Source organism: Geodermatophilus sabuli, assembly GCF_010686765.1.
Classification (GTDB): Bacteria; Actinomycetota; Actinomycetes; order Mycobacteriales; family Geodermatophilaceae; genus Geodermatophilus; species Geodermatophilus sabuli_A.
On record NZ_JAAGWF010000020.1, the window covers coordinates 71,591 to 94,293 of the forward strand.

Genomic DNA, 22,703 nt, shown 5'->3' on the forward strand with positions numbered 1-22,703 from the left:
GAGGGGGATCACGGTCACTCCACGTTGCGCGTCTCGGCGGCGACCGTCGTGTCGTCGCCGTGGCCGGTCCGGACCACGGTGTCGCCGTGAAGGGTGAGCAGCCGCGACCGGATGGACGCGACGATCGTGGGGTGGTCGCTGTAGGAGCGGCCGGTCGCGCCGGGGCCGCCGCAGAACAGCGTGTCGCCGGTGAACACCGTCGTGAGGTCGGGCGCGTGCAGGCAGGTGCTGCCCGGCGAGTGCCCGGGTGTGTGCAGCGCCGTCAGCGTCGTCCCGGCGACGGTGAACCGGGTGCCGTCGACCAGGTCGGCGTCCGGGGCGGCCACCACTCCGGCCCGCCCGCCATCCCCGTACACGACGTCCCAGAGCATCCGGTCCTCGGGGTTGAACCAGATCGGCGCGCCGGTCGCCTCGCGCAGCGCCACCGCGGCGGTGATGTGGTCGTTGTGCCCGTGGGTGAGCACGATCGCGGTCACCGTCCGGCCGCCGATCGCCTCGAGGATCGGTTCCGCGCGGTGCGGAGCGTCGATGACGAGCACCTCGTCGTCGTCCCCGACCAGCCAGACGTTGTTGTCGACGTCGAAGTCCTGCCCGTCGAGGGAGAAGACCCCGGACACGACGGTCTTGTCGATCCGAGCGGCCATCAGAAGACGACCACCGAGCGCAGGACCTCGCCCTCGTGCATCTTCTCGAACGCCGTCTCGACGTCGTCGATGCCGATCGTCTCGGAGACGAAGGCGTCGAGGTCGAAGCGGCCCTGCAGGTACAGGTCGATCAGCATCGGGAAGTCCCGGGAGGGCAGGCAGTCGCCGTACCAGGAGGACTTCACCGCCCCGCCCCGCCCGAAGACCTCGATCAGCGGCAGGGTCAGCTGCATGTCCGGCGTCGGGACGCCGACCAGCACCACCCGGCCGGCCAGGTCGCGGGCGTAGAAGGCCTGCTCGAACACCTTCGGGTGGCCCACGGCGTCGATGGCGACGTCCACCCCGAAGCCGCCGGTGTGGGCCTTGATCGCCTCGACCGGGTCGGTCTCCCTGGAGTTGACCGTGTGGGTGGCGCCCATCCCGCGCGCCCACTCCAGCTTCCGGTCGTCGATGTCCACGGCGATGATCGTCGACGCGCCGGCCAGCTTCGCCCCGGCGATCGCGGCGTCCCCGACCCCGCCGCAGCCGAAGACGGCCACGCTCTCCCCGCGCTGGACCGCGCCGGTGTTCATGGCCGCACCGACGCCGGCCATGACGCCGCAGCCGAGCAGTCCGGCGGCGGTCGCCGGCGCGGCCGGGTCGACCTTGGTGCACTGACCGGAGTGGACCAGCGTCTTCTCCACGAACGCGCCGATGCCCAGCGCCGGGGACAGCTCGGTGCCGTCGGCCAGCGTCATCTTCTGCGTGGCGTTGTGGGTGTTGAAGCAGTACTGCAGCTGACCCTTGCGGCAGGCCCGGCACTCACCGCACACCGCCCGCCAGTTCAGGATCACGAAGTCGCCGACGGCGACGTTCGTGACCCCCTCCCCGACCGCGGCCACGACGCCGGCGGCCTCGTGACCGAGCAGGAACGGGTACTCGTCGTTGATGCCGCCCTCGCGGTAGTGCAGGTCGGTGTGGCACACCCCGCACGCCTGGACGTCGACGACCGCCTCACCCGGACCGGGATCGGGGACGATGATCGTCTCGACGGTGACCGGTGCACCCTTGCTGCGGGCGACGACGCCCTTCACCTCGTAGGCCATGCCGGGAGCCTATGCCGGGCCACGGACGGGTGACCCGGCGCGGCCCGCTGGTTGAGTTCGCAACGATCCGGTCTCGTTCGCCGCGCGGGCCCGGGAGGCCGGACGTACCGTTCGCGCGGGTCTGTGACCGTGCGCACGGCCTGTTCGCCGGGGGAACCCGGCTCCCCTCGACCGGAGGTCCGTCCGTGGCAGTACCGAGCTTCCTGGCCCGCGAGCGCATCGTGGCCCGTCCCGGCTTCAACCGGTGGTTGATCCCCCCGGCCGCCCTGGCGGTCCACCTGTGCATCGGCCAGGCCTACGCGACGAGCGTCTACAAGAGCGCGCTCGTCGAGCACTTCGACTCGAGCCTGACGGCGATCGGCATCATCTTCTCGATCGCGATCGTCATGCTCGGCATCTCCGCGGCGCTGTTCGGCACGTGGGTCGACCGGAACGGTCCCCGGGCAGCCATGTTCACCTCTGCCTGCTTCTGGGTGTCGGGCTTCCTCGTCGGCTCCCTCGGCATCGCGACCGAGCAGCTGTGGTTGCTCTACCTCGGCTACGGCGTCCTGGGCGGCATCGGCCTGGGCATCGGGTACATCTCGCCGGTCTCGACGCTGATCAAGTGGTTCCCCGACCGCCCGGGCCTGGCCACCGGCATGGCGATCATGGGCTTCGGAGGTGGCGCGCTCATCGCCTCGCCGCTCTCCCGCCAGCTGATGGACTTCTACGACCCCGAGTACGACGGCACGGCCGGGACGGTCCCGAGCGGCGGCGCGGTGGCCGCGCTCTTCCTCACCCTGGGCCTGCTCTACCTGCTCTTCATGATGTTCGGGGCGTTCATCGTCCGGGTCCCCGCCGACGACTGGAAGCCCGACGGCTTCGACCCGTCGACGGTCAAGCAGAAGGCCCTGGTCACCACCGAGAGCGTCTCGGCGAGCAACGCGATCAAGACGCCGCAGTTCTGGCTGCTCTGGACCGTGCTCTTCTGCAACGTCACCGCGGGGATCGGCATCCTCGAGCAGGCCAGCCCGATGATCCAGGACTTCTTCCGGGAGGGCGGGACGTCGACGGTCGCCGTCACCGCCGCCGCCGGCTTCGTCGGCTTGCTGTCGCTGTTCAACATGGGCGGCCGGTTCGTCTGGTCCTCGACGTCGGACTACATCGGGCGCAAGCCGATCTACATGGTGTACCTGGGGGTCGGTCTCGTGCTCTACGTGCTGCTGGCCACCGTCGGCAGCAGCGCCACCTGGGTCTTCGTGATCCTCGCCGCGATCATCATCTCGTTCTACGGCGGCGGTTTCGCGACCATCCCGGCCTACCTGCGCGACCTGTTCGGCACCTACCAGGTCGGCGCCATCCACGGCCGGCTCCTGACCGCCTGGGCGGCCGCCGGTGTGGCCGGTCCGCTGATCGTCAACGGCGTCCTGGACACCCAGGGCACGCCGGGCGAGCTGGTGGCGGCCAACTACCGGCCGGCGCTGTTCATCATGGTCGGCCTGCTCGCCGTCGGGTTCATCGCGAACCTGCTGGTCAAGCCGGTCGCCAGCAAGTGGCACGAGCCGAAGTCCGCCACCTCCGGCGCCGCGGGCGCCCCGACCCACGAGCGGAGCGCCGCCCGATGAGCACCACCATGTCGAAGGACCCGGCCGGTCAGCAGCCCACGCACACGCCCACCGGGCTGATCGCGCTGGCCTGGACGCTGGTCGGCGTCCCGCTGGTCTACGGGCTGTACCAGACGGTCAAGACGGCCAGCTCGCTGTTCGGCGGCTGAGCCGCCACTGCCGCACTCCGCCGCGCCCCGGCCGTCCACCCGGACGACCGGGGCGCGGTGCTGTGTCGCGGGGGGCGCTGCCCACGGGCTGCCGCCCCCCGGGTCACTGGCGCAGCGGGGGGAGGGGCAGGTGCGGCGACAGGTCGGCCCGGTTGCCGCTGGCGCTGATGCTCCCGGCCGCGACGGCGTCGTCCCACGTCAGGCGGCCGCTGGCCAGCCGCAGCCAGGTGGCGGCGTCGGTCTCCACGACGTTGGGCGGCGTCCCCCGGGTGTGCCGCGGCCCCGGCACGCACTGGACGGCGACGTGCGGTGGCACCCGCAGCTCGACCGAGCGGCCGGGCACGTGCTGGGCCAGCCAGCGGGCCGACGTCTTGACCGCGGCACCGACCACCGCACGGGGTGGCCGGTCGCCCGCGCCGGTCAGCCACGGCAGGGTGGGGGCGACGGCGGCCCGCAGCTCCTCGGCGGAGATGGGGGCCGCCATCAGCTGGTCGGGACGGTCCCCGCGGGGACGGTGCCGACGGCCGCCTCAGGGCTGCCGAACAGGGCAGGGAGGGTCGCGGTCCAGGCGGCGCGCAGCTCGGCGAGGGGCAGCTCGGGCAGCCCGCCGACCACGAGGGCATCGCCTCCGGTGGTGCCGAGCTCGGTCACCGGCACGCCGGCGAAGTCCGCGGTGTCCTTGACCGCCTTGGGGTCGGACGTCGTGACCAGCGCCCGCGCCGTCGACTCGCTGAAGAGGGCGGTGAACGGGTCGCCGTCCAGGTGCAGGCGCGCGCCGACGCCGTACCGCAGCGCCGACTCGGTGAGCGCCTGCGCCAGGCCGCCGTCGGCGAGGTCGTGCGCCGAGCTGACCAGCCCCTCCCGGCCCAGCGCCGCGAGCAGCTCGCCGAGGGACCGCTCGGCCGCCAGGTCGACCGCGGGCGGCCGCCCGCCGAGGTGGCCGTGGACGACCGACGCCCAGGCCGATCCACCGAACTCCGGCCTGGTCGCACCGAGCAGCAGGACCGTCTCCCCCGCCGTCCGCCAGCCGGTGGGCACCCGCTTCCGGACGTCCTCGTGCACGCCGAGCACGCCGATGACCGGCGTCGGGTTGATCGCGACGTCCCCGGTCTGGTTGTAGAGACTGACGTTCCCACCGGTCACCGGCAGGCCGAGCTCGCGGCAGCCGTCGGCCAGACCGCGCACGGCCTCGGCGAACTGCCACATCACCTCCGGCTCCTCCGGGGAGCCGAAGTTCAGGCAGTTGGTGACCGCCAGCGGGCGGGCGCCGGAGACCGCGACGTTGCGGTAGGCCTCGGCCAGGTTCAGCTGGGTGCCGGTGTAGGGGTCCAGCCGGGCGTGGCGGCCGTTGCCGTCGAGGGACAGCGCGATGCCGCGGTGGCTGTCCTCGTCGATCCGGAGCACGCCGGCGTCGTCGGGCTGGGCGAGCACGGTGTTGCCGCGCACGTAGCGGTCGTACTGCTCGGTGACCCAGGTCTTGTCGGCGCCGTCGGGGCTGCTGACGACGGCGAGCCAGTGGGCCTGCAGCTCGGCGCCGGTCGTGGGGCGCGGGAGCCGGGCGGGGTCGTCGGCCTGGAGCGCGTCGAGGTCGGCCGGGCGCTGCATCGGCCGCTCGTACACCGGGCCCTCGTGCGCGACGGTGCGCGGCGGGACGTCGACGATCCGCTCGCCGTGCCAGTCGACGGTGAGCCGGTCGCCGTCGGTGACCTCACCGATGACGGTGGCCAGCACGTCCCACTTCGCGCAGACGGCGAGGAAGTCGGCCACCTTGGCGGGCTCGACGATCGCGCACATGCGCTCCTGCGACTCGCTCATCAGGATCTCGGCGGGCGTGAGGGTGCTGTCGCGCAGCGGGACGGTGTCGAGGTCGACGTGCATGCCGCCGGTGCCGGCGCTGGCCAGCTCGGACGTGGCGCAGGACAGGCCCGCGCCGCCGAGGTCCTGGATGCCGGTGACGAGGTCCTGCTGGAAGATCTCGAGGCACGCCTCGATGAGCAGCTTCTCGGTGAACGGGTCGCCGACCTGGACGCTGGGGCGCTTGGCCGGGCCCTCGGCGTCGAACGTCTCGCTGGCGAGCACGCTCACGCCGCCGATGCCGTCGCCGCCGGTGCGGGCGCCGAACAGGATCACCTTGTTGCCCACGCCCTCGGCCTTGGCCAGCCGCACGTCCTCGTGCTTCATCACGCCGACGCACAGCGCGTTGACCAGCGGGTTGCCCGCGTAGCAGTCGTCGAAGAGCAGCTCCCCGCCGATGTTGGGCAGGCCCAGGCAGTTGCCGTAGCCGCCCACGCCGGAGACGACGCCGGGCAGCACGCGGGCGGTGTCGGGCGCGTCGGCCCGGCCGAAGCGGAGCGAGTCCATGACGGCGATCGGCCGCGCGCCCATGGTCAGGATGTCGCGCACGATGCCGCCCACACCGGTCGCCGCGCCCTGGTAGGGCTCGACGTAGCTCGGGTGGTTGTGCGACTCGACCTTGAACGTCACCGCGTAGCCGTCGCCGACGTCGACCACCCCCGCGTTCTCACCGATGCCCACCAGCAGGGCGTCGCTGGGCGGCAGGTCCCCGAACTGGCGGAGGTGGACCTTGGAGCTCTTGTACGAACAGTGCTCGCTCCACATGACGCTGTACATCGCCAGCTCGGCGGTGGTGGGGCGGCGGCCGAGGATGTCCTTGATGCGGGCGTACTCGTCGGCCTTCAGACCCAGTTCGGCGAACGGCTGCTCGTCGTCGGGGGTGCTGGCGGCGAGGGCGACCGTGTCGAGCTGGTGCCGCAGCCGGCCCGGGCCGGTGTCGAGGTCGGAGAGCCCCGCGGTCGCGCTGGCCTGCCCCGCCGTCTGGTCCGCGCTCACGCGTCGACGACCGCCTTCAGGATGCTGGTGAAGAACCCCAGGCCGTCCGTGCTCGGGCCGGTGAGGTCCTCGACCGCGTGCTCCGGGTGCGGCATCAGGCCCACGACCCGGCCGTCCTCACTGGTCACCCCGGCGATGTCGCGGCTGGAGCCGTTCGGGTTGCCGTCGACGTAGCGGAACGCCACCCGCCCCTCGCCCTCGAGGCGGTCCAGGTCGTCCGGCGACCCGACGTAGCGCCCCTCGCCGTTCTTGACCGGGATGACGATGCGCTGGCCGGTCGAGTAGGCGGACGTCCAGGCGGTGTCGGCCCGCTCGACGGCCAGCACCTGGTCGCGGTTGCGGAAGTGCAGGTGGCTGTTGCGGGTCAGCGCGCCGGGCAGCAGGCCGGCCTCGCAGAGCACCTGGAAGCCGTTGCAGATGCCGAGCACCGGCATGCCGGCGCGGGCCCGGTCGATGACGTCGCGCATCATCGGCGCCCGCGCGGCGATCGCGCCGGCCCGCAGGTAGTCGCCGTAGGAGAAGCCACCGGGGAGGACGACGGCCTCGACGTCCCGGAGGTCGTGGTCGGCGTGCCACAGCGCGACCGGGTCGGCTCCGGCCAGACGGATCGCGCGCGCGGCGTCGACGTCGTCCAGGGAGCCCGGGAAGGTGATGACACCGATGCGCACGATTGCTCTCTCAGTCGGTGGTGAGGTGCAGCTCGACGTCCTCGATGACGGGGTTGGCCAGCAGCGTCTCGGCGATCTGCTGGAGCTCGGCCTCGTCGGGGGTGCCGTCGACCTCGAGGACGAAGTGCTTGCCCTGCCGGACGCTCGTGATGCCGTCGTGCCCGAGCCGGCCCAGGGCTCCGAGCACCGCCTGACCCTGGGGGTCGGAGATCTCCGGCTTGAGGACGACGTCGACGACCACCCTGGACACGGCTCCCGAGGGTACCCGGGCGCCCGCGCCGCCTTCCCGCCCGCCGACGGTGTGCGCCGATGCGCGCGCCGGACCATGCGACGTCGTGGCCATCAGCTGTGGATCGCCACGAGTGCGCAGGGTTCACCGGGCCTCGGCGGCTCACAGGCCGAGCGCGGCCCGGATGGCCGCCAGCACCTGGTCCGGACGACCCAGCACGTCGGCGGAGGTGAACCGGAGGACCGTCCATCCCGCCAGCACCAGACCGTTCTGCCGGCGGAGGTCGTCCACGAAGACCTTCCGCTCCCGGTGGCCGTCGCCGTCGAACTCCACGAGCACCAAGCGGTCCGGCCACGCGAGGTCCACCCGGCCGACGAACCGCCCGGCGATCCGGATCTCGTGCTGGAGGACGGGCCGGGGCAGGCCGGCGTCGTGGATCGACCAGCGCAGCACGGACTCCATCGGCGAGCCCGCCAGCGCGTCCGCGCACGGCGCCACCCGCCGGGCGGTCGCCACTCCGCGCCGGCCGGCCGCACGGCGCAGGATCGCGGGGAACTCGTCCTCCGGGAACCCCCGGGCCAGCATCTGGTCGCTCACCGCGAGCAGCGCGCCAGCGGGCACGACGGCGGCGAGCTCGATCCACGTGCGGCTCGGTGAACTCACCAGGACGCCGTGCCGACGTCGGGTCTCCGCAGCGGGCACTGCCGAGTAGTGGATGCGGCGGTCACGGCGGTGGCGGAGGCGAGCCTCCGGCCGGACCGTGAGGTGCACCCGCCGGTCGTCCCGCACCAGGGGGACCTCGAAGCCCCAGAGCCGCGCCGCCGTGAGGTGGCTGACCACGGCGTCGTCCGGGGCGCCGAGCAGCACCGCACGCACCCGGTCGAGCTCGTCGGCCAGCCGCGGCAGGTAGGTGTCCCGGGAGAGGCGGACGACGTCACGGTGTCTGAGCTGCCAGTCGGTGATGCCCCTCGCGCGGGCCCCCGACCGGTCGAGCGGTCCGGTGACGCGCGGCGGCACGGGTGGGGTCGGCATGGCCAGGAGCGTGCCGACCCAGGGGCCCACCGCCGGGCGTCGTCCACAGGCCGCCGGCGGACCATGCGGACTCGTGGCCGTCAGCGCGTGATGGCCACGAGTCCGCATGGATCGGCACGCCGGCGCCTCAGGTGAACGGGGTGCCGGTGAGCCGTTCGTAGGCCGTGACGTAGCGCTCGCGGGTCGCCTCGACCACGTCGGCGGGCAGTTCCGGCGGCGGGGAGACGCGGTCCCAGCCGGACGACGTCAGCCAGTCGCGGAGGTACTGCTTGTCGAACGAGGGCTGCGCCGCCCCCGGCGACCACAGGGTCGCCGGCCAGAACCGGGACGAGTCAGGGGTGAGCACCTCGTCGCCCAGCACCAGGTCCGGTCCGTCGAGGCCGAACTCGAACTTGGTGTCGGCCAGCACGATGCCGGCGTCGAGCGCGATCTCCGCGCCGCGGCGGTACAGGGCGAGGGTCAGCTCGCGCAGTTCCTCGGCCCGCGGGGCGCCGACGGCGGCGGCGACCGCCGCGAAGTCGATCGCCTCGTCGTGCTCCCCCACCTCGGCCTTGGTGGACGGCGTGAACACCGGCTCGGGCAGCCGCGACCCCTCGACCAGGCCGGCGGGCAGCGGGACGTCGCGGATGGAGCCGGTGCGCTGGTACTCCACGGTGCCCGACCCGGACAGGTAGCCCCGGGCCACGCACTCGACCGGCAGCATCGTCAGCCGTCGCACGAGCATGGCCCGCCCGGCGACCGACGGCGGCACGTCGGTGGCGCTGACCAGGTGGTGCGACGCCCCGAACGAGGCGAGCACCGGCGTCAGCTGCCCGAACCACCACACCGACAGCGCGGTCAGCACCCGCCCCTTGTCGGGGATCGGCGTGGGCAGCACGGAGTCGTAGGCCGAGATGCGGTCGGAGGCCACCAGGAGCAGCCGGTCGGCGCCCGCGTCGTAGACCTCCCGGACCTTCCCCCGGGCGACCAGCGGCAGGTCGAGCATCAGGACAGCGCCGCCAGCCGGTCGAACAGCGGGCCCAGCCGCTGCACGTACCGCTCGGGCCGGCAGATCTCGTCCAGCCGCGCCTCGTCCAGGGCGACGCCCGAGGCGGCCGCCCGTGCCCGGAGCGTCTCGCGGAACGGCGTCCCGGTGTTCCAGGTCTCCATGGCCGAGGACTGCACCAGCGCGTAGGCGTCCTCGCGGGACAGGCCGCGCTCCACGACCTCGAGCAGCACCGACGAGGTGTAGATCAGCCCGCCGGTGGACTCCAGGTTGTCCCGCATCCGCTGGACGTCGACCACCAGGTTCTCGACCAGTCCCGTGGTCAGGTGCAGCAGGTAGTCGGTGGTGATGGCCGCATCGGGGAGGAAGACCCGCTCGGTGGAGGAGTGCGAGATGTCCCGCTCGTGCCACAGCGGGATGCCCTCCATCACCGGGACGACGGCGGCGCGCACCACCCGGGCGAGGCCCGCGATCCGCTCCGAGCGGATCGGGTTCTTCTTGTGCGGCATCGCGCTCGAGCCCTTCTGGCCCGAGCCGAACGCCTCCGACAGCTCCCGCACCTCCGTGCGCTGACCGTGCCGCACCTCCAGCGCGACCGTCTCGCAGACCGTCGCGATGATCGCCAGCGCGGCGACCCACTCGCTGACGGAGTCCCGGAGCACCACCTGGGTGGAGGCGTCGGCCGGGCGCAGGTCCAGCGCCCGGGCCACGTCGACCTCCACCGAGGGGTCGATCAGCGAGTACGTGCCGACGGCGCCGGAGATGGCCACCACGCCGACCCGCTCGCGGGCCGCCCGCAGCCGGTCGCGGGAGCGGGCCGCCGCGAAGGCGATGTCGGCGACGCGGTGACCCCAGACGTCGGGCTCGGCGTGCACGCCGTGGGTGCGGCCGACCTTGATGGTGTCGCGGTGGGCCAGCGCGTGGTCGCGCAGCACCGCCACGAGCCGGTCCATGCGGGCCAGCAGCAGGTCGGTGGCCTCGGTCAGCTGGACGGCCAGGGCGGTGTCGAGCAGGTCCGAGGACGTCATGCCGTGGTGGACGTAGGCGGCCGCCGAGCGCGGCGACGTGTTGTCGGCCCAGGCGGTGAGGAACGCGATGACGTCGTGCTGGGTCGTCTCCTCGATCTCCGCCACCCGCTCGGGCGTCGGCGGGGGCGCGGCGCGCACCGGCTCGACGACGTCGGCGGGGACCCGCCCGGCGGCCGCGTGCGCCTCCAGGACCAGGGTCTCCACCCGGCACCACAACTCGTACTTGTGCTGGTCGCTCCAGACCCGGCCCATCTCGGGGAGCGTGTAGCGCTCGATCATCGGGGTACCGCCTCGGACTGTTCAGCTCGTCGCAGCACGGGACCATCCTCCCGCAGGGCTAACGTGATCATGGACGGCCCCTACTGCCCGGCGGAGGTGCGCAATGCTGCAGCGGGCCAATCACCTGGCCGCGCGGGCCCGCGAGCGGATCCGCGCCGCCCGGGAGCACGACCCGCACGGCTGGCCGGAGCGCGACGACGATCGCGCGATCCTCGTGCACGACGACGTCCCCGCCGACCTCGCGGCCGACGCAGCGGACTCCGGGGACGACGGCGCCGACCGGCCGCCGCTGGGCAGCCCCGAGCCCGGCGCTCCGGACCTGGACGGCCCGATCGGCCCGGGGGGTGTCAGCGGTCCGCCCTCCGGGGGCCGCCCGCACCGTGGGGGCCAGCACGCCCGCCGGCTCACCGGCGGCGACCGCCGCACCCCCGACGACGTCGCGGTCGTCCCCACCGGGCTGCGGGTCGCGGCGGCCTGGTCGTGGCGGGTCATCGCGGTGATCGCCGGCCTGTACGTGCTGCTCTACGCCGCCGCCTACGTCGCCGTCGTCGTCGTCCCGGTGTTCGTGGCGCTGCTGCTCGCCGCGCTGCTGCAGCCCGGGGCGGCCTCCCTGGTGCGGCACGGCTGGCCGCGGTCCCTGGCCGCCTTCGCCATGCTGGTCGTCGGCCTCGGCGTCGTGGCCGGGATCATCACGCTGGTCATCGAGCGGTTCACCGCCGGCTTCTCCGACCTCGCCGACCAGGTCAGCCAGGGCCTCACCCAGATCCGCGACTTCGCCGTCGACACCTTCCCGATCAGCCAGCGGCAGATCGACGAGGCGGTCACCGCCGCCCAGGACGCGCTGGTCGCCAACCAGGACACCCTGACCTCCGGGGCCATCACCACCGCCGCGACCGTCGGCGAGGTGTTCACCGGCATCGTCCTCGCGCTGTTCACGCTCTTCTTCTTCCTCAAGGACGGCCGCTCCATCTGGCTCTGGCTGGTCGGCCTGTGCCCCGCCGACGCCCGGGCCTACATCGACGAGGCCGCCCGCCGGTCCTGGCGCACGCTCATCTCCTACGTGCGGGCCACGGTCGCGGTGGCCCTGGTCGACGCGGTCGGCATCGGCATCGGGCTGGCGATCCTGCAGGTGCCCCTGGTGATCCCGCTGGCCGCGCTGGTCTTCCTGGGTGCGTTCATCCCGATCATCGGGTCGTTCCTCGCCGGCTCGGTGGCCGTGCTGGTGGCGCTGGTGGCCAAGGGCCCGATCACCGCCCTGATCGCGCTGGCCGTCGTCGTGCTCGTCATGCAACTGGAGGGGCACGTCCTCCAGCCGCTGCTGCTGGGCCGGGCGGTGCGGGTGCACCCGCTGGCCATCGTGCTGGCGATCGCCGCCGGCCTGCTCATCGCCGGCATCTTCGGTGCGCTGATCGCCGTGCCCACGGTCGCCTGCGTCAACGTCGCCGGCACGTACCTCTCCCGCCGGCACGACGGGCCCCGCCCGCCCGAGCCGCGACCGGACCGGGCCCGGCCGGCGGTCACCGCGGAGTAGGAGGAGGCCCGACCGCGCCGCGGTCAGGAGCCGTCGGGGGCGAACTCGTCGGTGATCCAGTCGCTGGGGTCCTCCCCCGCCGCGACGATGCCGGCGTCGACGAGCTCGTCGTAGGTCGCCTGCCAGGTGTCGGGGTTGGTCTCGACCACCCGGTCGAGTCCGTCGGCGGTCCAGGCGTCCACGAAGAAGGTGAGCGCCTCCGCGGCCACCTCCCGGTCGGCGAACGAGGGCACGTCGTAGGCGGAGGAGATGGAGTCGATCGTCTCGGTGAAGCCGTTCGCCTCGTCCTCGACCATGAAGGCGATGGCCTGCTCGATGGCCCGCGTGAAGCGGCGCAGCTGGTCGGCCTTGGCCTCGTCCGCCGCCTGGTCCCGGGAGGTCATGTACAGCTGGTTGCCCGACTCGATGAAGTCGCTCGGCGCGAAGGCGACCGCCTCGGGCTGCTGCTTCTCCAGCGTCAGCGCGGTGTCCAGGGAGACGACGAAGCCGTCGATGCGACCGCTGAGGACGAGCTCGAACACACCCGGCGCGAGCCCGACGGCCTGGCGCTCCACCGAGTCGCGGGGGACGTCGGCGGAGGCGAGGACCAGGTCCAGGGTCTTCTCGCTGGTCCCGCCGATGGACGGCAGGCCCATCGTCGTCCCCTCGAGGTCCTCGGGGGTCTCGATCGGCTGGCGCGAACTGGAGATGAAGCGCAGCAGCCCGCCACCCTTCTCCACCGAGCCGATGTTGAGCAGCGGCGCGTCGCGGGTCACGATCGCGTCGATCGTCTCGATGTCGCCGACCCGGGTGAGCAGCGCGCCCTCGGCGATGACCGTGTTGATCGCGGGCGCCGAGCCCTGCGTCTCCTCGAAGGTGACGTCGAGCCCCTGCTCCTCGAAGAAGCCCATGGTGTCGGCGAGCAGCTCGGCCGAATTGGAGATGCTCCCGACCGGGATCACGTTCAGGAAGGTGATCTCCTGCAGCTCGGCGGCCGCGCCACTGCCGTCGCCCCCACCCTCCTCAGCCGGGTCGTCGCTGCCGCAGGCGGCGACCAGGGCGACGCACAGACCGGCCGAGGCGAGGCGGGCGCGGCGGCGCAGTGCACCGCCCGGTCGGCCGTGCGTGGACGTGGCACCGGACACGGGCACTCCCTCTCCTCGCGTGACGCCGCGCACCGCGCGACACCGGGAGGGTAACGGGGGTCACACCGGCCACTCGGGTCAGTCGACGGCGATCCGGCCCTCGACGGCGGCCAGCGCGATGTCGGTGCGCCACTGGGCGTCGGCGAGCCGGACGCCGGCGACCCGCTCGTAGGCCAGCTGCCGGGCGGCGGGCAGGTCGTCCCCGACCGCGGTCACCGCCAGCACCCGGCCGCCGGCGGACCGGACCGTCCCGTCGGGACCGATCGTCGTGCCCGCGTGCAGCACGCCCTCGCCGTCGGCGCCGGTGACCGGGTCACCGGTGCGCGGCCGCTCGGGGTAGCCGGGGGCGGCCACCACGACGGTGACGGCCGCCCCGTCCCGCCAGCGCAGCGGCGGATGGGCGGCCAGCGTGCCGGTGGCGGCCGCGTGCAGCAGCCGTCCCAGCGGCGTCTCCAGCAGCGGCAGGACGACCTGCGTCTCCGGGTCGCCGAAGCGGGCGTTGAACTCCACCACCCGGACGCCGCGCGAGGTGAGCGCCAGACCGGCGTAGAGCAGCCCGGAGAAGGGCTCGCCGCGACGGGCCAGCTCGTCGACGGTCGGCTGCAGCACGGTGGCCAGCACCTCCTCGACCAGGCCCGGCGGCGCCCACGGCAGCGGCGCGTAGGCGCCCATCCCGCCGGTGTTGGGGCCGGTGTCGCCGTCGTCCCGGCGCTTGGCGTCCTGGGCCGGCAGCAACGGGAGCACCGTCGTCCCGTCGGTGACGGCGAACAGCGACACCTCGGGTCCGTCGAGGAACTCCTCGACCAGGACGGCGCCGCCCGCGTCGAGCACCCGCAGGCCGTGGGCGAGCGCGGCGTCCCGGTCAGGGGTGACGACGACGCCCTTGCCGGCGGCCAGCCCGTCGTCCTTCACCACGTACGGCGCCCCCTGGCCCGCCGCCGACGCCTCGTCCAGCGCCGTCTCCAGCTCGGCCGGCCCGCCCACCGGCCAGGAGCGCGCGGTCGGCACCCCCGCGGCGGCCATCACGTGCTTGGCGAAGGCCTTGCTGCCCTCGAGCTGCGCGGCCTGCGCCGAGGGACCGAAACAGGCGATGCCGGCGTCCCGGACCGCATCGGCGGCTCCGGCCACCAGGGGGACCTCGGGGCCGACGACCACGAGGTCCGCGTGCCAGGAGCCGGCCAGCGCGGAGACGGCGACGGGGTCGGAGACGTCGAGGGGCATGGCCTCGGCCACCGACCGCGTGCCGGCGTTCCCTGGCGCGCAGGCCAGGGCGCTCACCGCCGGGTCGTTCTGCAGAGCGACGCACAGGGCGTGCTCCCGGGCTCCGGAGCCGATCACGAGCACGCGCACGGTCGGCGACCCTACCCATCGGCGGCGGGGGCGACCTACCGCAGCCGATTGGGCTGTGACCGCACGGCCCGGGCGAAGGCGCGGACGCGGGCGTGCTCGGCGGCCCGGGCCCGCGCGTCGGCCCGCAGCTCCTGCCGCCGGGCCTCGGTCTGCAACTTGCGCCAGGCGGTGTAGCGAGCCGGATCCAGCCGGCCGTCGCTGATGGCGGCGGCGACGGCGCAGCCGGGCTCGGTGCGGTGCGCGCAGTCGCGGAACCGGCAGCGCGCGGCGAGCTCGGCCACGTCGGCGTAGGTCGCGTCGATCCCCTCGTCGTCCACCAGGCCGAGCTCCCGCATGCCGGGGGTGTCCACCAGCAGGCCGCCGCCGGGCAGCAGGTGCAGCTCGCGGGCGGTCGTGGTGTGGCGGCCGCGCCGGTCCTCCCGGACCTCGCGGGTCGCCGCGACCGCGGTCCCGGCCAGCGCGTTGGCCAGGCTCGACTTGCCGACCCCCGACGGTCCGACCATCGCCGCCGTCCGGCCCGGGCCCACCACGGCCCGGACCGCCTCGATCCCGGCGCCCGTGACGGCGCTCACGGCGAGCACGTCGACGCCCAGGGCGTCCTCGGCCACCTGGCTCACGGCGGCGGGGACGTCGTCGCACAGGTCGGCCTTGGTGAGGACGACGACGGGCGTGGCACCGCTGCCCCAGGCGACGGCCAGGTAGCGCTCGACCCGCCGCAGCCGGGCCGGGCCGCCGAGCGCCTCGACGACCAGCACGGCGTCGAGGTTGGCGGCCACCACCTGGGCGTCCGAGGTGCGGCCGGCCATCACGCGGGTGAACGCGGTGCGGCGGGGCAGCACCGCGACCGCCAGTTCACCGCGCAGCGCCACCCAGTCGCCCACCGCCGGCCCGGTGCCGGCCAGCAGCGCCGAACCCGGAGCCGCCCGCAGCTCGCCGTCCCCGGTGAGGACGGTCAGCCGCCCGCGGTCGACCCGGGCGACCCGGCCGGGCGCGCAGCCGGCCGGCAGCTCGGCGGCACGCTCGGGCGTCCAGCCCAGGGATGAGAGTTCCGTCACGCCGACATGGTGGCGCGCAGGTCAGCGGCCTGTCCTCCCAATTGTGCCGCACGCGACCCGGCGCGTTCGCGTTCTGTTCAGGTGGCTGCGGTGTCCTCTAGGTCATGCACGCGAGCGAGTCGCTGGCAGTCCGCCCGGCGACCGGCCTTCCCCGTCCCGTCATCGTGGGTCACCGCGGCGCGTCCGCGTACCGGCCCGAGCACACCCGCGCCAGCTTCGAGCTGGCCATCGACCTGGGCGCCGACCTCGTCGAGCCCGACGTCGTGGTCAGCCGCGACGGGGTCCTGGTGGTCCGGCACGAGAACGAGCTGTCCCGGTCCACCGACGTCGCCGGCCGGCCCGAGTTCGCCGACCGGCGGACCACCCGTCTGGTCGGCGACCGGCAGCGGGAGGGGTGGTTCACCGAGGACTTCACCCTGGCCGAGCTGCGCACCCTGCGGGCCGTCGAGCGGATGCCCGGCCTGCGACCGCTGAACACCACCTACGACGGCCGGTTCGGCATCCTGACCCTCGCCGAGGTCGTCGAGGTGGCCCGTCGCCGCTCCACCCCCGAGCGCCCGGTGCGCGTCCTCGCCGAGCTGAAGAAGCCGACCTGGTTCGGCGCGCACGACCTCCCCATGACCGAGCTCGTCGCCGCCGAGCTGCGCCGGCTGGGCGCCGACACCGCCGACGGGTCGGTCGTGCTGCAGTCGTTCGACGCGGCGGCGCTGCGGCAGCTCCGGGCCACCCTGGGACCGGCCGGCCCGACGATGCTGCAGCTGGTCGACGACGGCGCCGGGGACGACGCCCTGATCACCCCGGCCGGCCTGCGCGAGGTCAGCACCTACGCCCAGGGGATCGCGCCGAGCCGCCACCGGATCCTGCTGCGCGACGCGGAGCAGGCGCTGACCGGCGTGTCCGACCTGATCTCCCGGGCGCACCGGGCGGGCCTGCTCGTGACGCCGTGGACGCTGCGCCCGGAGAACGCCTTCCTCCCCGTGCACCTGCGCCGCGGGGAGGACCCGATCGGGCCCGGCGACATGCAGACCGAGGCCCGGCTGCTGCTGGCGCTGGGCGTCGACGGGCTCATCACCGACGCTCCCGACGTGGCCGCCCTGGCCCGCGCGGAGCTCTACGACACCGCGGCCGAGGTCCCCGCCGTCCGGAGCTGAGGTGGGCCGCTGCCGCGGCGCCGCTGTCGGGGCGCCGCTGTCGGGGCAGCGGCGCCCTCAGCCGATGAGGTCGTGGACGACGACGTTCTCCTCGCGCCCAGGACCGACGCCGATCACGCTGACCCGGGCCCCCGAGAGCTCCTCCAGGCGGCGGACGTAGGCCTGCGCGTTGGCCGGCAGCTCGTCGAAGGAGCGGCAGGCCCGGATGTCCTCGAACCAGCCCGGCATCTCCTCGTACACCGGGGTGGCGTGGTGGAACTCGGTCTGCGTCATCGGCATCTCCTCGTGCCGGACGCCGTCCACGTCGTAGGCCACGCAGATCGGCACCGTCTCCAGGCCCGAGAGGACGTCGAGCTTGGTGAGGAAGTAGTCGGTGATGCCGTTGACCCGGCTGGCGTAGCGCGCGACGACGGCGTCGAACCAGCCGCAGCGCCGGTCGCGGCCGGTGGTGACGCCGACCTCCCCGCCCTGCTTGCGCAGGTACTCGCCCCACTGGTCGTGCAGCTCGGTGGGGAAGGGCCCCGAGCCCACCCGGGTCGTGTACGCCTTGAGGATGCCGACGACCCGCTCGATGCGGGTGGGGCCGACCCCGGCGCCGACGGCGGCCCCGCCGGCCGTCGGGTTGGACGACGTCACGAACGGATACGTGCCGTGGTCGACGTCGAGCAGGGTGCCCTGTGAGCCCTCCAGCAGCACCCACTCGCCGGCGTCCAGGGCCCTGCCCAGCAGCAGCCGGGTGTCGGCGATGCGGTGCTTGAGCTGCTCGGCGTAGCCGGCGTACTCCTCGACCACCTCGTCGACGTCGATGGCCTTGCGGTTGTAGACCTTCACCAGGACCTGGTTCTTCTCCTGCAGCGTGCCCTCGAGCTTCTGCCGCAGGATCGAGAGGTCCAGCAGGTCCTGCACCCGGATGCCGGTGCGGGCCACCTTGTCGCCGTAGGCCGGCCCGATCCCCCGCCCGGTGGTGCCGATCTTCCGCTTGCCGAGGAACCGCTCGGTGACGCGGTCCAGCGCCCGGTGGTGCGGCATGATCAGGTGCGCGTCCGAGGAGATCACCAGCCGGGACGTGTCGACGCCGCGCTCCTCCAGGCCGGCGAGTTCGCCGATGAGCACCTCGGGGTCGATGACCACGCCGTTGCCGATCACCGGCGTGCAGCCCGGCGTGAGGATGCCGGACGGGATCAGGTGCAGCGCGTACCGCTCACCGTCGGGGGTGATCACCGTGTGCCCGGCGTTGTTGCCGCCCTGGTAGCGGACCACGTACGGGACGCGGCCACCGAGCAGGTCGGTGGCCTTCCCCTTGCCCTCGTCGCCCCACTGGGCGCCGATCAGCACGACTGCCGGCATCGCTCGCTCAGATCCCCTCGGCCTCGACACCGGCGGATGACCGGCTGGCAGGTGGCAGGGTATCCGCATGCCGCCCGTCGAGTTCGACCTGCGCGGGCTCCCGCCCGGCCAGGCCCCTCCCCGGGACGCCGTCGCGCCCGCCGCCGGCGCCGACGCGGTGCTCGTCCGCGGGCCGGTGCCGGCGCTGTCCGCGGTGCTCGCGGCCCTGCACGCGGCCGGCCGGACGGCCGACGTCCCCGTGTCCTGGGAGCCCGCCGACGACTCCGCCTCGGGCGGGCTGGCGCGGGCGCTGGGCGTCGGCACCGGCACCGAGCGGGAGCTGGGCCTCGTGCGCGACGACCACGGCGGGGTGCTCCTGCACCACGGCCGGGTGGAGGCGGCGGGCGACCGGCCCCGCCCGATCCTGGCCCGCCGGTTCGGCGCCCGGGCCTACCACGACGACCAGAAGGTGGCCGAGGGGCCGATCACCCGGATCGACGTCCGGCCCGACTGGCGGGCGGTGGACACCATCGGCGTCGTGGTGATGACGCTGCCACTGCGGTCCCGGCGGACCACCGGGCGGGCCGTGCAGCTCGCCTGCGACCCCGCCCACGTCGTGCGCGACGGAGTCCCCTACCCGCGGCCGGTCAGCCGCTGGACCTGGTACGCCGACGACCGGGTGCGCTGGCGACTGCGGCCGTAGCCGCCGCGGGGTCCGCCGGGACGGCCGGCGTCCCGGGGCCGTCGGCGCCGACCGCCCGCAGCGCGCGCCGGCCCGGCCCCGCCGCCAGCCCGCCCAGCGCCAGCCCGATCGCGCCCAGGACGAGGATCGGCACGCCCGTCCGCAGCGCGTCCCCGCTGGTGAGGGCCAGCACCGTGGGGACGACGAACCCCGCGTAGACCGGCAGGTAGAACGCCGAGAGCAGGGCGCCCCGCCGGTCGGGCGGGGCCACCCGGTCGCAGACCGAGACGCCGGCGGCCATGGCCAGGCCCTCGGCCACCCCGATGACCAGGCAGGCGGGGAGCACCCACGGCCAGCCCCCGGGCTGCACCGCGAGGAAGCCGAGGACGCAGCCGCCCGCGGCCAGCCCCGCCGACAGCGGACCGGCCCGGCCCGGACCCACGCGGGCCGCCCACGGCGACACGAGTGCCGCGCTGCCCTGCACCAGCAGCGCCGAGACGCCGACCAGCACGAAGACCGCACCGAACCCGGCCTCGGCGACCAGCAGCGGGAAGACGGTGAGCGACAGCACCGCGTACGTGTAGACCAGCAGCCCGACCGGCAGCAGGTAGAGCCAGTACGCCCGCCGGGCCACCGCGGGCACGCCGAGGGCCAGCCGGCCGGGCCGCCGCTCGGTCACCGTCTCGGGCAGCCCGGCCAGCGCCAGCAGGCCCAGCAGCAGCAGGACGACGACCGGCACCAGCGCGGACACCCCCGGCACCGGCGCCCACTGCACGAGCGCCCCGGACACCAGCGGGCCCAGGGCGAACCCGGTCGTCATCGCCGCGCTCGCCCGCCCGGCGGACCGGCGTACCTCCTCGTCGTCCCGGGCGAGCTCCCGGAGCCACACCGTGCCCACGGTGAAGACCGCGCCGGAGGCCAGCCCCTGCGCGATCCGGCCGACGACGAGGGGCAGCACACCCCACCAGTGCGCCGAGACGAGCACGCCCGTGCACAGCAGCGCCGCCGCGACCCCGCCCAGCACGACCGGCCGCCGGCCGTCCCGGTCCGACCACGGCCCGCCGAGCAGCAGGGAGGGCACCAGGCCGAGGGCGTAGGCGGCGAAGAACAACGTGAGCACGAGCGCCCCGAGCCCCAGGTCGTCGGCGTAGCGCAGCAGCAACGGCGACGGCGCCTGGGTGCTGCAGGCCGTCGCGAACAAGGCGAAGGTCAGTCGCCCGCGGCCCCCCACGCCGCGCACCTTAGGGGTCCCCCGCCGGGAGTGCCCGGGTCGTGGACACTGAGCACATCCCCTCCCCGAGGAGGCCCCGCTGCCGACGTCCTGCCCGTGCCCGTGACCGCCGACGGGCTGCCCTCGTTCGGCCCCCAGCCGGCCGCGCTGGCCCCTGCCCGCGGACGGCGGGTGCTCGACCGGGCACTGGCCCGCCCCAGCCTGGCGGCCATCGTCGGCCTGGTCGTCGTCCTGCTGTTCTTCGGCCCCCAGGCGCCCGGGCTGTTCAGCAGCGGCGGGCTGGCCAGCGTGCTGGACTCCGCCGCGCTGCTGGGCATCGGCGGGGTCGCGGTGGCACTGCTGCTGGTCTCCGGGCAGTTCGACCTGTCCATCGGCATGGTGGCCGTGGGCAGCGCACTGCTCACCGGGGTGCTGGTCGTCGAGGCGGGGTGGGGCGCGTGGCCGGCGCTGCTGGCCTCCCTCGTCGCCGCGCTGCTGGTGGGGCTGGTCAACGGCTGGCTCGTGGTCGCCACCGGACTGCCCAGCTTCCTGGTCACCCTGGCGACGTTCCTGGTGCTGCAGGGGGCGGCGCTGGCCGGCGTCCGGTCACTCACCCGGTCGGTCCGCGTGGACGGCGTCGACGCCGCCGCGGGGTGGTCGTCGGTGACCACCGTCTTCGGCTCCACCGTGCAGGTGGGGGACGGACGGTTCCGCATCGCGCTGCTCTGGTGGCTGACGCTGACGCTGTGGGCGACCTGGGTGCTGTGGCGCACCCGCTTCGGCAACGCCGTCTTCGCCGTCGGCGGCGCACCGCGCGCGGCCCGGGAGCTCGGTGTTGCCGACCGGCGGACGACGATCGTCCTCTTCTGCTGCACCGCCGCCGCGGGCTGGCTGATCGGCACCCTGGGGGTGGTCCGGATCGGTGGGGTCCAGGGCACCACGGGCCTCGGGACGGCGATCGAGTTCGTCGTCGTGGCCGTCATCGGCGGGTGCCTGCTCACCGGCGGCTACGGCTCGGCGATCGGCGCCGCCATCGGCGCGCTGGTCTACGCCACCGCCCGTCAGGGGGTCGCGCTGGCCGGCTGGGACCCGCGCTGGTTCGAGGCCTTCCTCGGCGTCCTGCTGCTCGTCGCGCTGCTGACCAACGGCGTGGTGCGCGGGCGGCTGCGGGCGGTGCCACGGTCGTGACCGAGGCGGAGACGCTCCCGGCACCGGTGCTCGAGCTGCGCGGGCTGAGCGTCCACCACGGCAGCGTCGCCGCGCTGGCCCGGGCGAGCGCCGCCTTCCGCGCCGGTCAGATCACCTGCGTCCTCGGGGAGAACGGCTCGGGCAAGTCGACACTGGTCTCGGTCCTCTCCGGCCTGTGCCGGCACGACGAGGGCAGCCTGCTGCTGGACGGCCGGCCGGTCCGCTTCCGGTCGCCCCGCGCCGCCCGCGCAGCCGGGATCGCCACCGTCTGGCAGGACCTCGCGGTGGCCCCGCTGCTGTCGGTGTGGCGCAACTTCTTCCTCGGTGCCGAACCGACGCGCGGGGCGTGGCCGCTGCGCCGGCTGGACGTCGCCCTGGCGCGCGAGACGACGGTGCGGGCCCTGGCCCGGGTCGGCGTCCCCGGGATCGACCCCGACCAGCCGGCGGCCGCACTGCGGGCCGGCGAGCGACAGACCCTGGCCGTCGCCCGTGCGCTGCACTTCGGCGCCCGTGCGCTGCTCATCGACGAGCCGATCGCCCCGATGACCATCGCGCAGCACACCCTCGTCGGGCAGGCCGTGCTGTCGGCCCGGGCGCAGGGGCTGGCGATCGTCGCGGTGACCAACAACCCGCGCTACGCGCACCTCGTCGGGGACCGGTTCCTGCTGCTCGCGCACGGCGCGGTGGCCGGCAACCTGACGCGTGAGGACGTCGATGCCGACGTCCTCACGCGCCTGATGGCAGGGGGCGAGGAGCTGACCGCGCTCACCACCCGGTTGCGGCAACTGCACCCGGAGCTCGACGACCGCTGACAGCGGGCTCCGACTGCGAGGCCGCCTGCGTCAGGTGAAGACGCTGACCCCGCCCGGCCCGACGAGCAGGCCGACCACGATCAGCACGATCCCCCACAACATCTGCTTTCGGACGATCGCCAGGATGCCGGCGATGACCAGGACGACGGCGATGATCCAGAGCACGGTCTCCACGACGGACCTCCGGTGCCAGGCGCCCGGGCCGGGCGCGGGCCACAGAGCGTAGCCGCCATCGGGTAAAACCGCACGTCAGCCGCTCACGGACCGTGAATGCTCGATGCGGGAGGGTGTGCCGGCCTCAGGCCGCGAGCGTCGGGTCGCAGTCGCGCAGCAGCTGGGTGCAGCGTGCCTGCTCGTCGTGCTCGCCGATCGCCTCGGCCGCCCGGGCCAGCGCCGTGACACACCGCAGGAAGCCCCGGTTCGGCTCGTGCGACCACGGCACGGGACCGAAGCCCTTCCAGCCGTTGCGACGCAGCGCGTCCAGGCCGCGGTGGTACCCGGTGCGCGCGTAGGCGTAGGCCGCGATCGTGTCCTCCAGCGCCCGCTCGGGCCGGTCGAGGGCCTGCTCGGCCAGCGCCGCCCAGGCCGCGCTGACCGTCGGGTGGTGGGACGCGACCTCGGCCGGCGGGTTCCCGGCGGCCAGCTCCGCGTCCGCCTCGGGGTTGGGCGGCAGCAACGTGGCCGGTGGCTCGCCCAGCAGGTTGTGGTGTCCGTGCGTCAC

General features: G+C 74.4%; 23 protein-coding genes. 7 read left to right on the forward strand and 16 right to left on the reverse strand.

What is annotated here, in order from left to right; genetic code table 11:
- Positions 1-14: 14 nt before the first annotated feature.
- Together GCU56_RS18010 and GCU56_RS18015 are read right to left on the reverse strand one after the other, a co-directional pair.
- Positions 15-644 carry an MBL fold metallo-hydrolase gene (locus tag GCU56_RS18010; protein ID WP_163483125.1) on the reverse strand — a complete coding sequence of 210 codons (630 nt, stop codon included), beginning with the start codon at positions 642-644 and terminating at the stop codon, positions 15-17.
- Positions 644-1,729 carry an S-(hydroxymethyl)mycothiol dehydrogenase gene (locus GCU56_RS18015; RefSeq protein ID WP_163483126.1) on the reverse strand — a complete coding sequence of 362 codons (1,086 nt, stop codon included), beginning with the start codon at positions 1,727-1,729 and terminating at the stop codon, positions 644-646. Before GCU56_RS18015 ends, GCU56_RS18010 begins: the two co-directional genes overlap by 1 nt.
- Before the next feature lie 185 nt (positions 1,730-1,914).
- Here GCU56_RS18015 and GCU56_RS18020 point away from each other — a divergent pair, with 185 nt between their 5' ends.
- Positions 1,915-3,333, forward strand: coding sequence for an MFS transporter (locus GCU56_RS18020; protein WP_163483127.1), 1,419 nt, complete (start codon positions 1,915-1,917; stop codon positions 3,331-3,333).
- A complete protein-coding gene (locus tag GCU56_RS23515; RefSeq protein WP_204332358.1) occupies positions 3,330-3,482 on the forward strand; it encodes an MFS transporter small subunit in 153 nt (50 codons plus the stop codon). Before GCU56_RS18020 ends, GCU56_RS23515 begins: the two co-directional genes overlap by 4 nt.
- 103 nt (positions 3,483-3,585) lie before the next feature.
- Here the strand turns inward: GCU56_RS23515 and GCU56_RS18025 are convergent, their stop codons facing one another.
- The 7 genes from GCU56_RS18025 to purB form a co-directional block, all read right to left on the reverse strand.
- Positions 3,586-3,966 carry a sterol carrier family protein gene (locus GCU56_RS18025; protein ID WP_163483128.1) on the reverse strand — a complete coding sequence of 127 codons (381 nt, stop codon included), beginning with the start codon at positions 3,964-3,966 and terminating at the stop codon, positions 3,586-3,588.
- Positions 3,966-6,332: a phosphoribosylformylglycinamidine synthase subunit PurL gene (gene purL / locus GCU56_RS18030; protein ID WP_345771920.1), complete on the reverse strand. Its 2,367-nt coding sequence runs from the start codon at positions 6,330-6,332 to the stop codon at positions 3,966-3,968. Before purL ends, GCU56_RS18025 begins: the two co-directional genes overlap by 1 nt.
- Positions 6,329-7,000, reverse strand: coding sequence for a phosphoribosylformylglycinamidine synthase subunit PurQ (gene purQ, locus GCU56_RS18035; protein ID WP_163483129.1), 672 nt, complete (start codon positions 6,998-7,000; stop codon positions 6,329-6,331). The genes purL and purQ overlap by 4 nt, the downstream gene beginning before the upstream one ends.
- Positions 7,001-7,010: 10 nt before the next feature.
- Positions 7,011-7,250, reverse strand: coding sequence for a phosphoribosylformylglycinamidine synthase subunit PurS (gene purS / locus GCU56_RS18040; RefSeq protein ID WP_163483130.1), 240 nt, complete (start codon positions 7,248-7,250; stop codon positions 7,011-7,013).
- 141 nt (positions 7,251-7,391) lie between these two features.
- Positions 7,392-8,261, reverse strand: a complete 870-nt coding sequence (locus GCU56_RS18045) for an endonuclease domain-containing protein (protein WP_163483131.1) — start codon at positions 8,259-8,261, stop codon at positions 7,392-7,394.
- Between the two features lie 127 nt (positions 8,262-8,388).
- On the reverse strand, positions 8,389-9,246 hold the full coding sequence (locus tag GCU56_RS18050; RefSeq protein WP_239522482.1) for a phosphoribosylaminoimidazolesuccinocarboxamide synthase: 858 nt from the start codon (positions 9,244-9,246) through the stop codon (positions 8,389-8,391).
- Positions 9,246-10,553, reverse strand: a complete 1,308-nt coding sequence (purB, locus tag GCU56_RS18055) for an adenylosuccinate lyase (RefSeq protein ID WP_163483132.1) — start codon at positions 10,551-10,553, stop codon at positions 9,246-9,248. The genes GCU56_RS18050 and purB overlap by 1 nt, the downstream gene beginning before the upstream one ends.
- A gap of 103 nt (positions 10,554-10,656) precedes the next feature.
- Between purB and GCU56_RS18060 the strand changes: the two genes are divergently transcribed.
- Positions 10,657-12,084 (forward strand): AI-2E family transporter, encoded by a 1,428-nt coding sequence (locus GCU56_RS18060; RefSeq protein ID WP_163483133.1) that lies wholly within the window; start codon positions 10,657-10,659, stop codon positions 12,082-12,084.
- A 23-nt stretch (positions 12,085-12,107) separates the two neighbouring features.
- Here the strand turns inward: GCU56_RS18060 and GCU56_RS18065 are convergent, their stop codons facing one another.
- The 3 genes from GCU56_RS18065 to rsgA all read right to left on the reverse strand — a co-directional run bounded on the left by GCU56_RS18065 (position 12,108) and on the right by rsgA (position 15,613).
- Positions 12,108-13,208, reverse strand: a complete 1,101-nt coding sequence (locus GCU56_RS18065; protein WP_163483134.1) for an ABC transporter substrate-binding protein — start codon at positions 13,206-13,208, stop codon at positions 12,108-12,110.
- A gap of 78 nt (positions 13,209-13,286) precedes the next feature.
- Positions 13,287-14,558, reverse strand: a complete 1,272-nt coding sequence (purD, locus tag GCU56_RS18070) for a phosphoribosylamine--glycine ligase (RefSeq protein ID WP_163483135.1) — start codon at positions 14,556-14,558, stop codon at positions 13,287-13,289.
- Between the two features lie 35 nt (positions 14,559-14,593).
- Positions 14,594-15,613 carry a ribosome small subunit-dependent GTPase A gene (gene rsgA / locus GCU56_RS18075; RefSeq protein WP_163483136.1) on the reverse strand — a complete coding sequence of 340 codons (1,020 nt, stop codon included), beginning with the start codon at positions 15,611-15,613 and terminating at the stop codon, positions 14,594-14,596.
- A 104-nt stretch (positions 15,614-15,717) separates the two neighbouring features.
- Here rsgA and GCU56_RS18080 point away from each other — a divergent pair, with 104 nt between their 5' ends.
- Entirely contained in the window at positions 15,718-16,764 is a 1,047-nt protein-coding gene (locus GCU56_RS18080) for a glycerophosphodiester phosphodiesterase family protein (protein WP_163483137.1), read from the forward strand.
- Positions 16,765-16,821: 57 nt separating this feature from the next.
- Here GCU56_RS18080 and GCU56_RS18085 read toward each other — a convergent pair whose 3' ends face one another.
- Entirely contained in the window at positions 16,822-18,111 is a 1,290-nt protein-coding gene (locus tag GCU56_RS18085; protein ID WP_163483138.1) for an adenylosuccinate synthase, read from the reverse strand.
- 67 nt (positions 18,112-18,178) lie between these two features.
- On the opposite strand from GCU56_RS18085, the gene GCU56_RS18090 reads away from it, so the two are divergent.
- Positions 18,179-18,793, forward strand: a complete 615-nt coding sequence (locus GCU56_RS18090) for a hypothetical protein (protein ID WP_163483139.1) — start codon at positions 18,179-18,181, stop codon at positions 18,791-18,793.
- On the opposite strand, the gene GCU56_RS18095 is transcribed toward GCU56_RS18090, so the two are convergent.
- Positions 18,738-20,003 (reverse strand): MFS transporter, encoded by a 1,266-nt coding sequence (locus tag GCU56_RS18095; protein ID WP_163483140.1) that lies wholly within the window; start codon positions 20,001-20,003, stop codon positions 18,738-18,740. The two genes, GCU56_RS18090 and GCU56_RS18095, sit on opposite strands and share 56 nt — an antisense overlap.
- A 96-nt stretch (positions 20,004-20,099) precedes the next feature.
- On the opposite strand from GCU56_RS18095, the gene GCU56_RS18100 reads away from it, so the two are divergent.
- On the forward strand, positions 20,100-21,170 hold the full coding sequence (locus tag GCU56_RS18100; RefSeq protein WP_163483141.1) for an ABC transporter permease subunit: 1,071 nt from the start codon (positions 20,100-20,102) through the stop codon (positions 21,168-21,170).
- On the forward strand, positions 21,167-21,982 hold the full coding sequence (locus GCU56_RS18105; protein WP_163483142.1) for an ATP-binding cassette domain-containing protein: 816 nt from the start codon (positions 21,167-21,169) through the stop codon (positions 21,980-21,982). The genes GCU56_RS18100 and GCU56_RS18105 overlap by 4 nt, the downstream gene beginning before the upstream one ends.
- A gap of 30 nt (positions 21,983-22,012) precedes the next feature.
- Here GCU56_RS18105 and GCU56_RS24760 read toward each other — a convergent pair whose 3' ends face one another.
- A complete protein-coding gene (locus GCU56_RS24760) occupies positions 22,013-22,156 on the reverse strand; it encodes a GPGG-motif small membrane protein (RefSeq protein WP_345771921.1) in 144 nt (47 codons plus the stop codon).
- A gap of 124 nt (positions 22,157-22,280) precedes the next feature.
- Positions 22,281-22,703 (reverse strand): DUF3151 family protein, encoded by a 423-nt coding sequence (locus GCU56_RS18110; RefSeq protein ID WP_163483143.1) that lies wholly within the window; start codon positions 22,701-22,703, stop codon positions 22,281-22,283.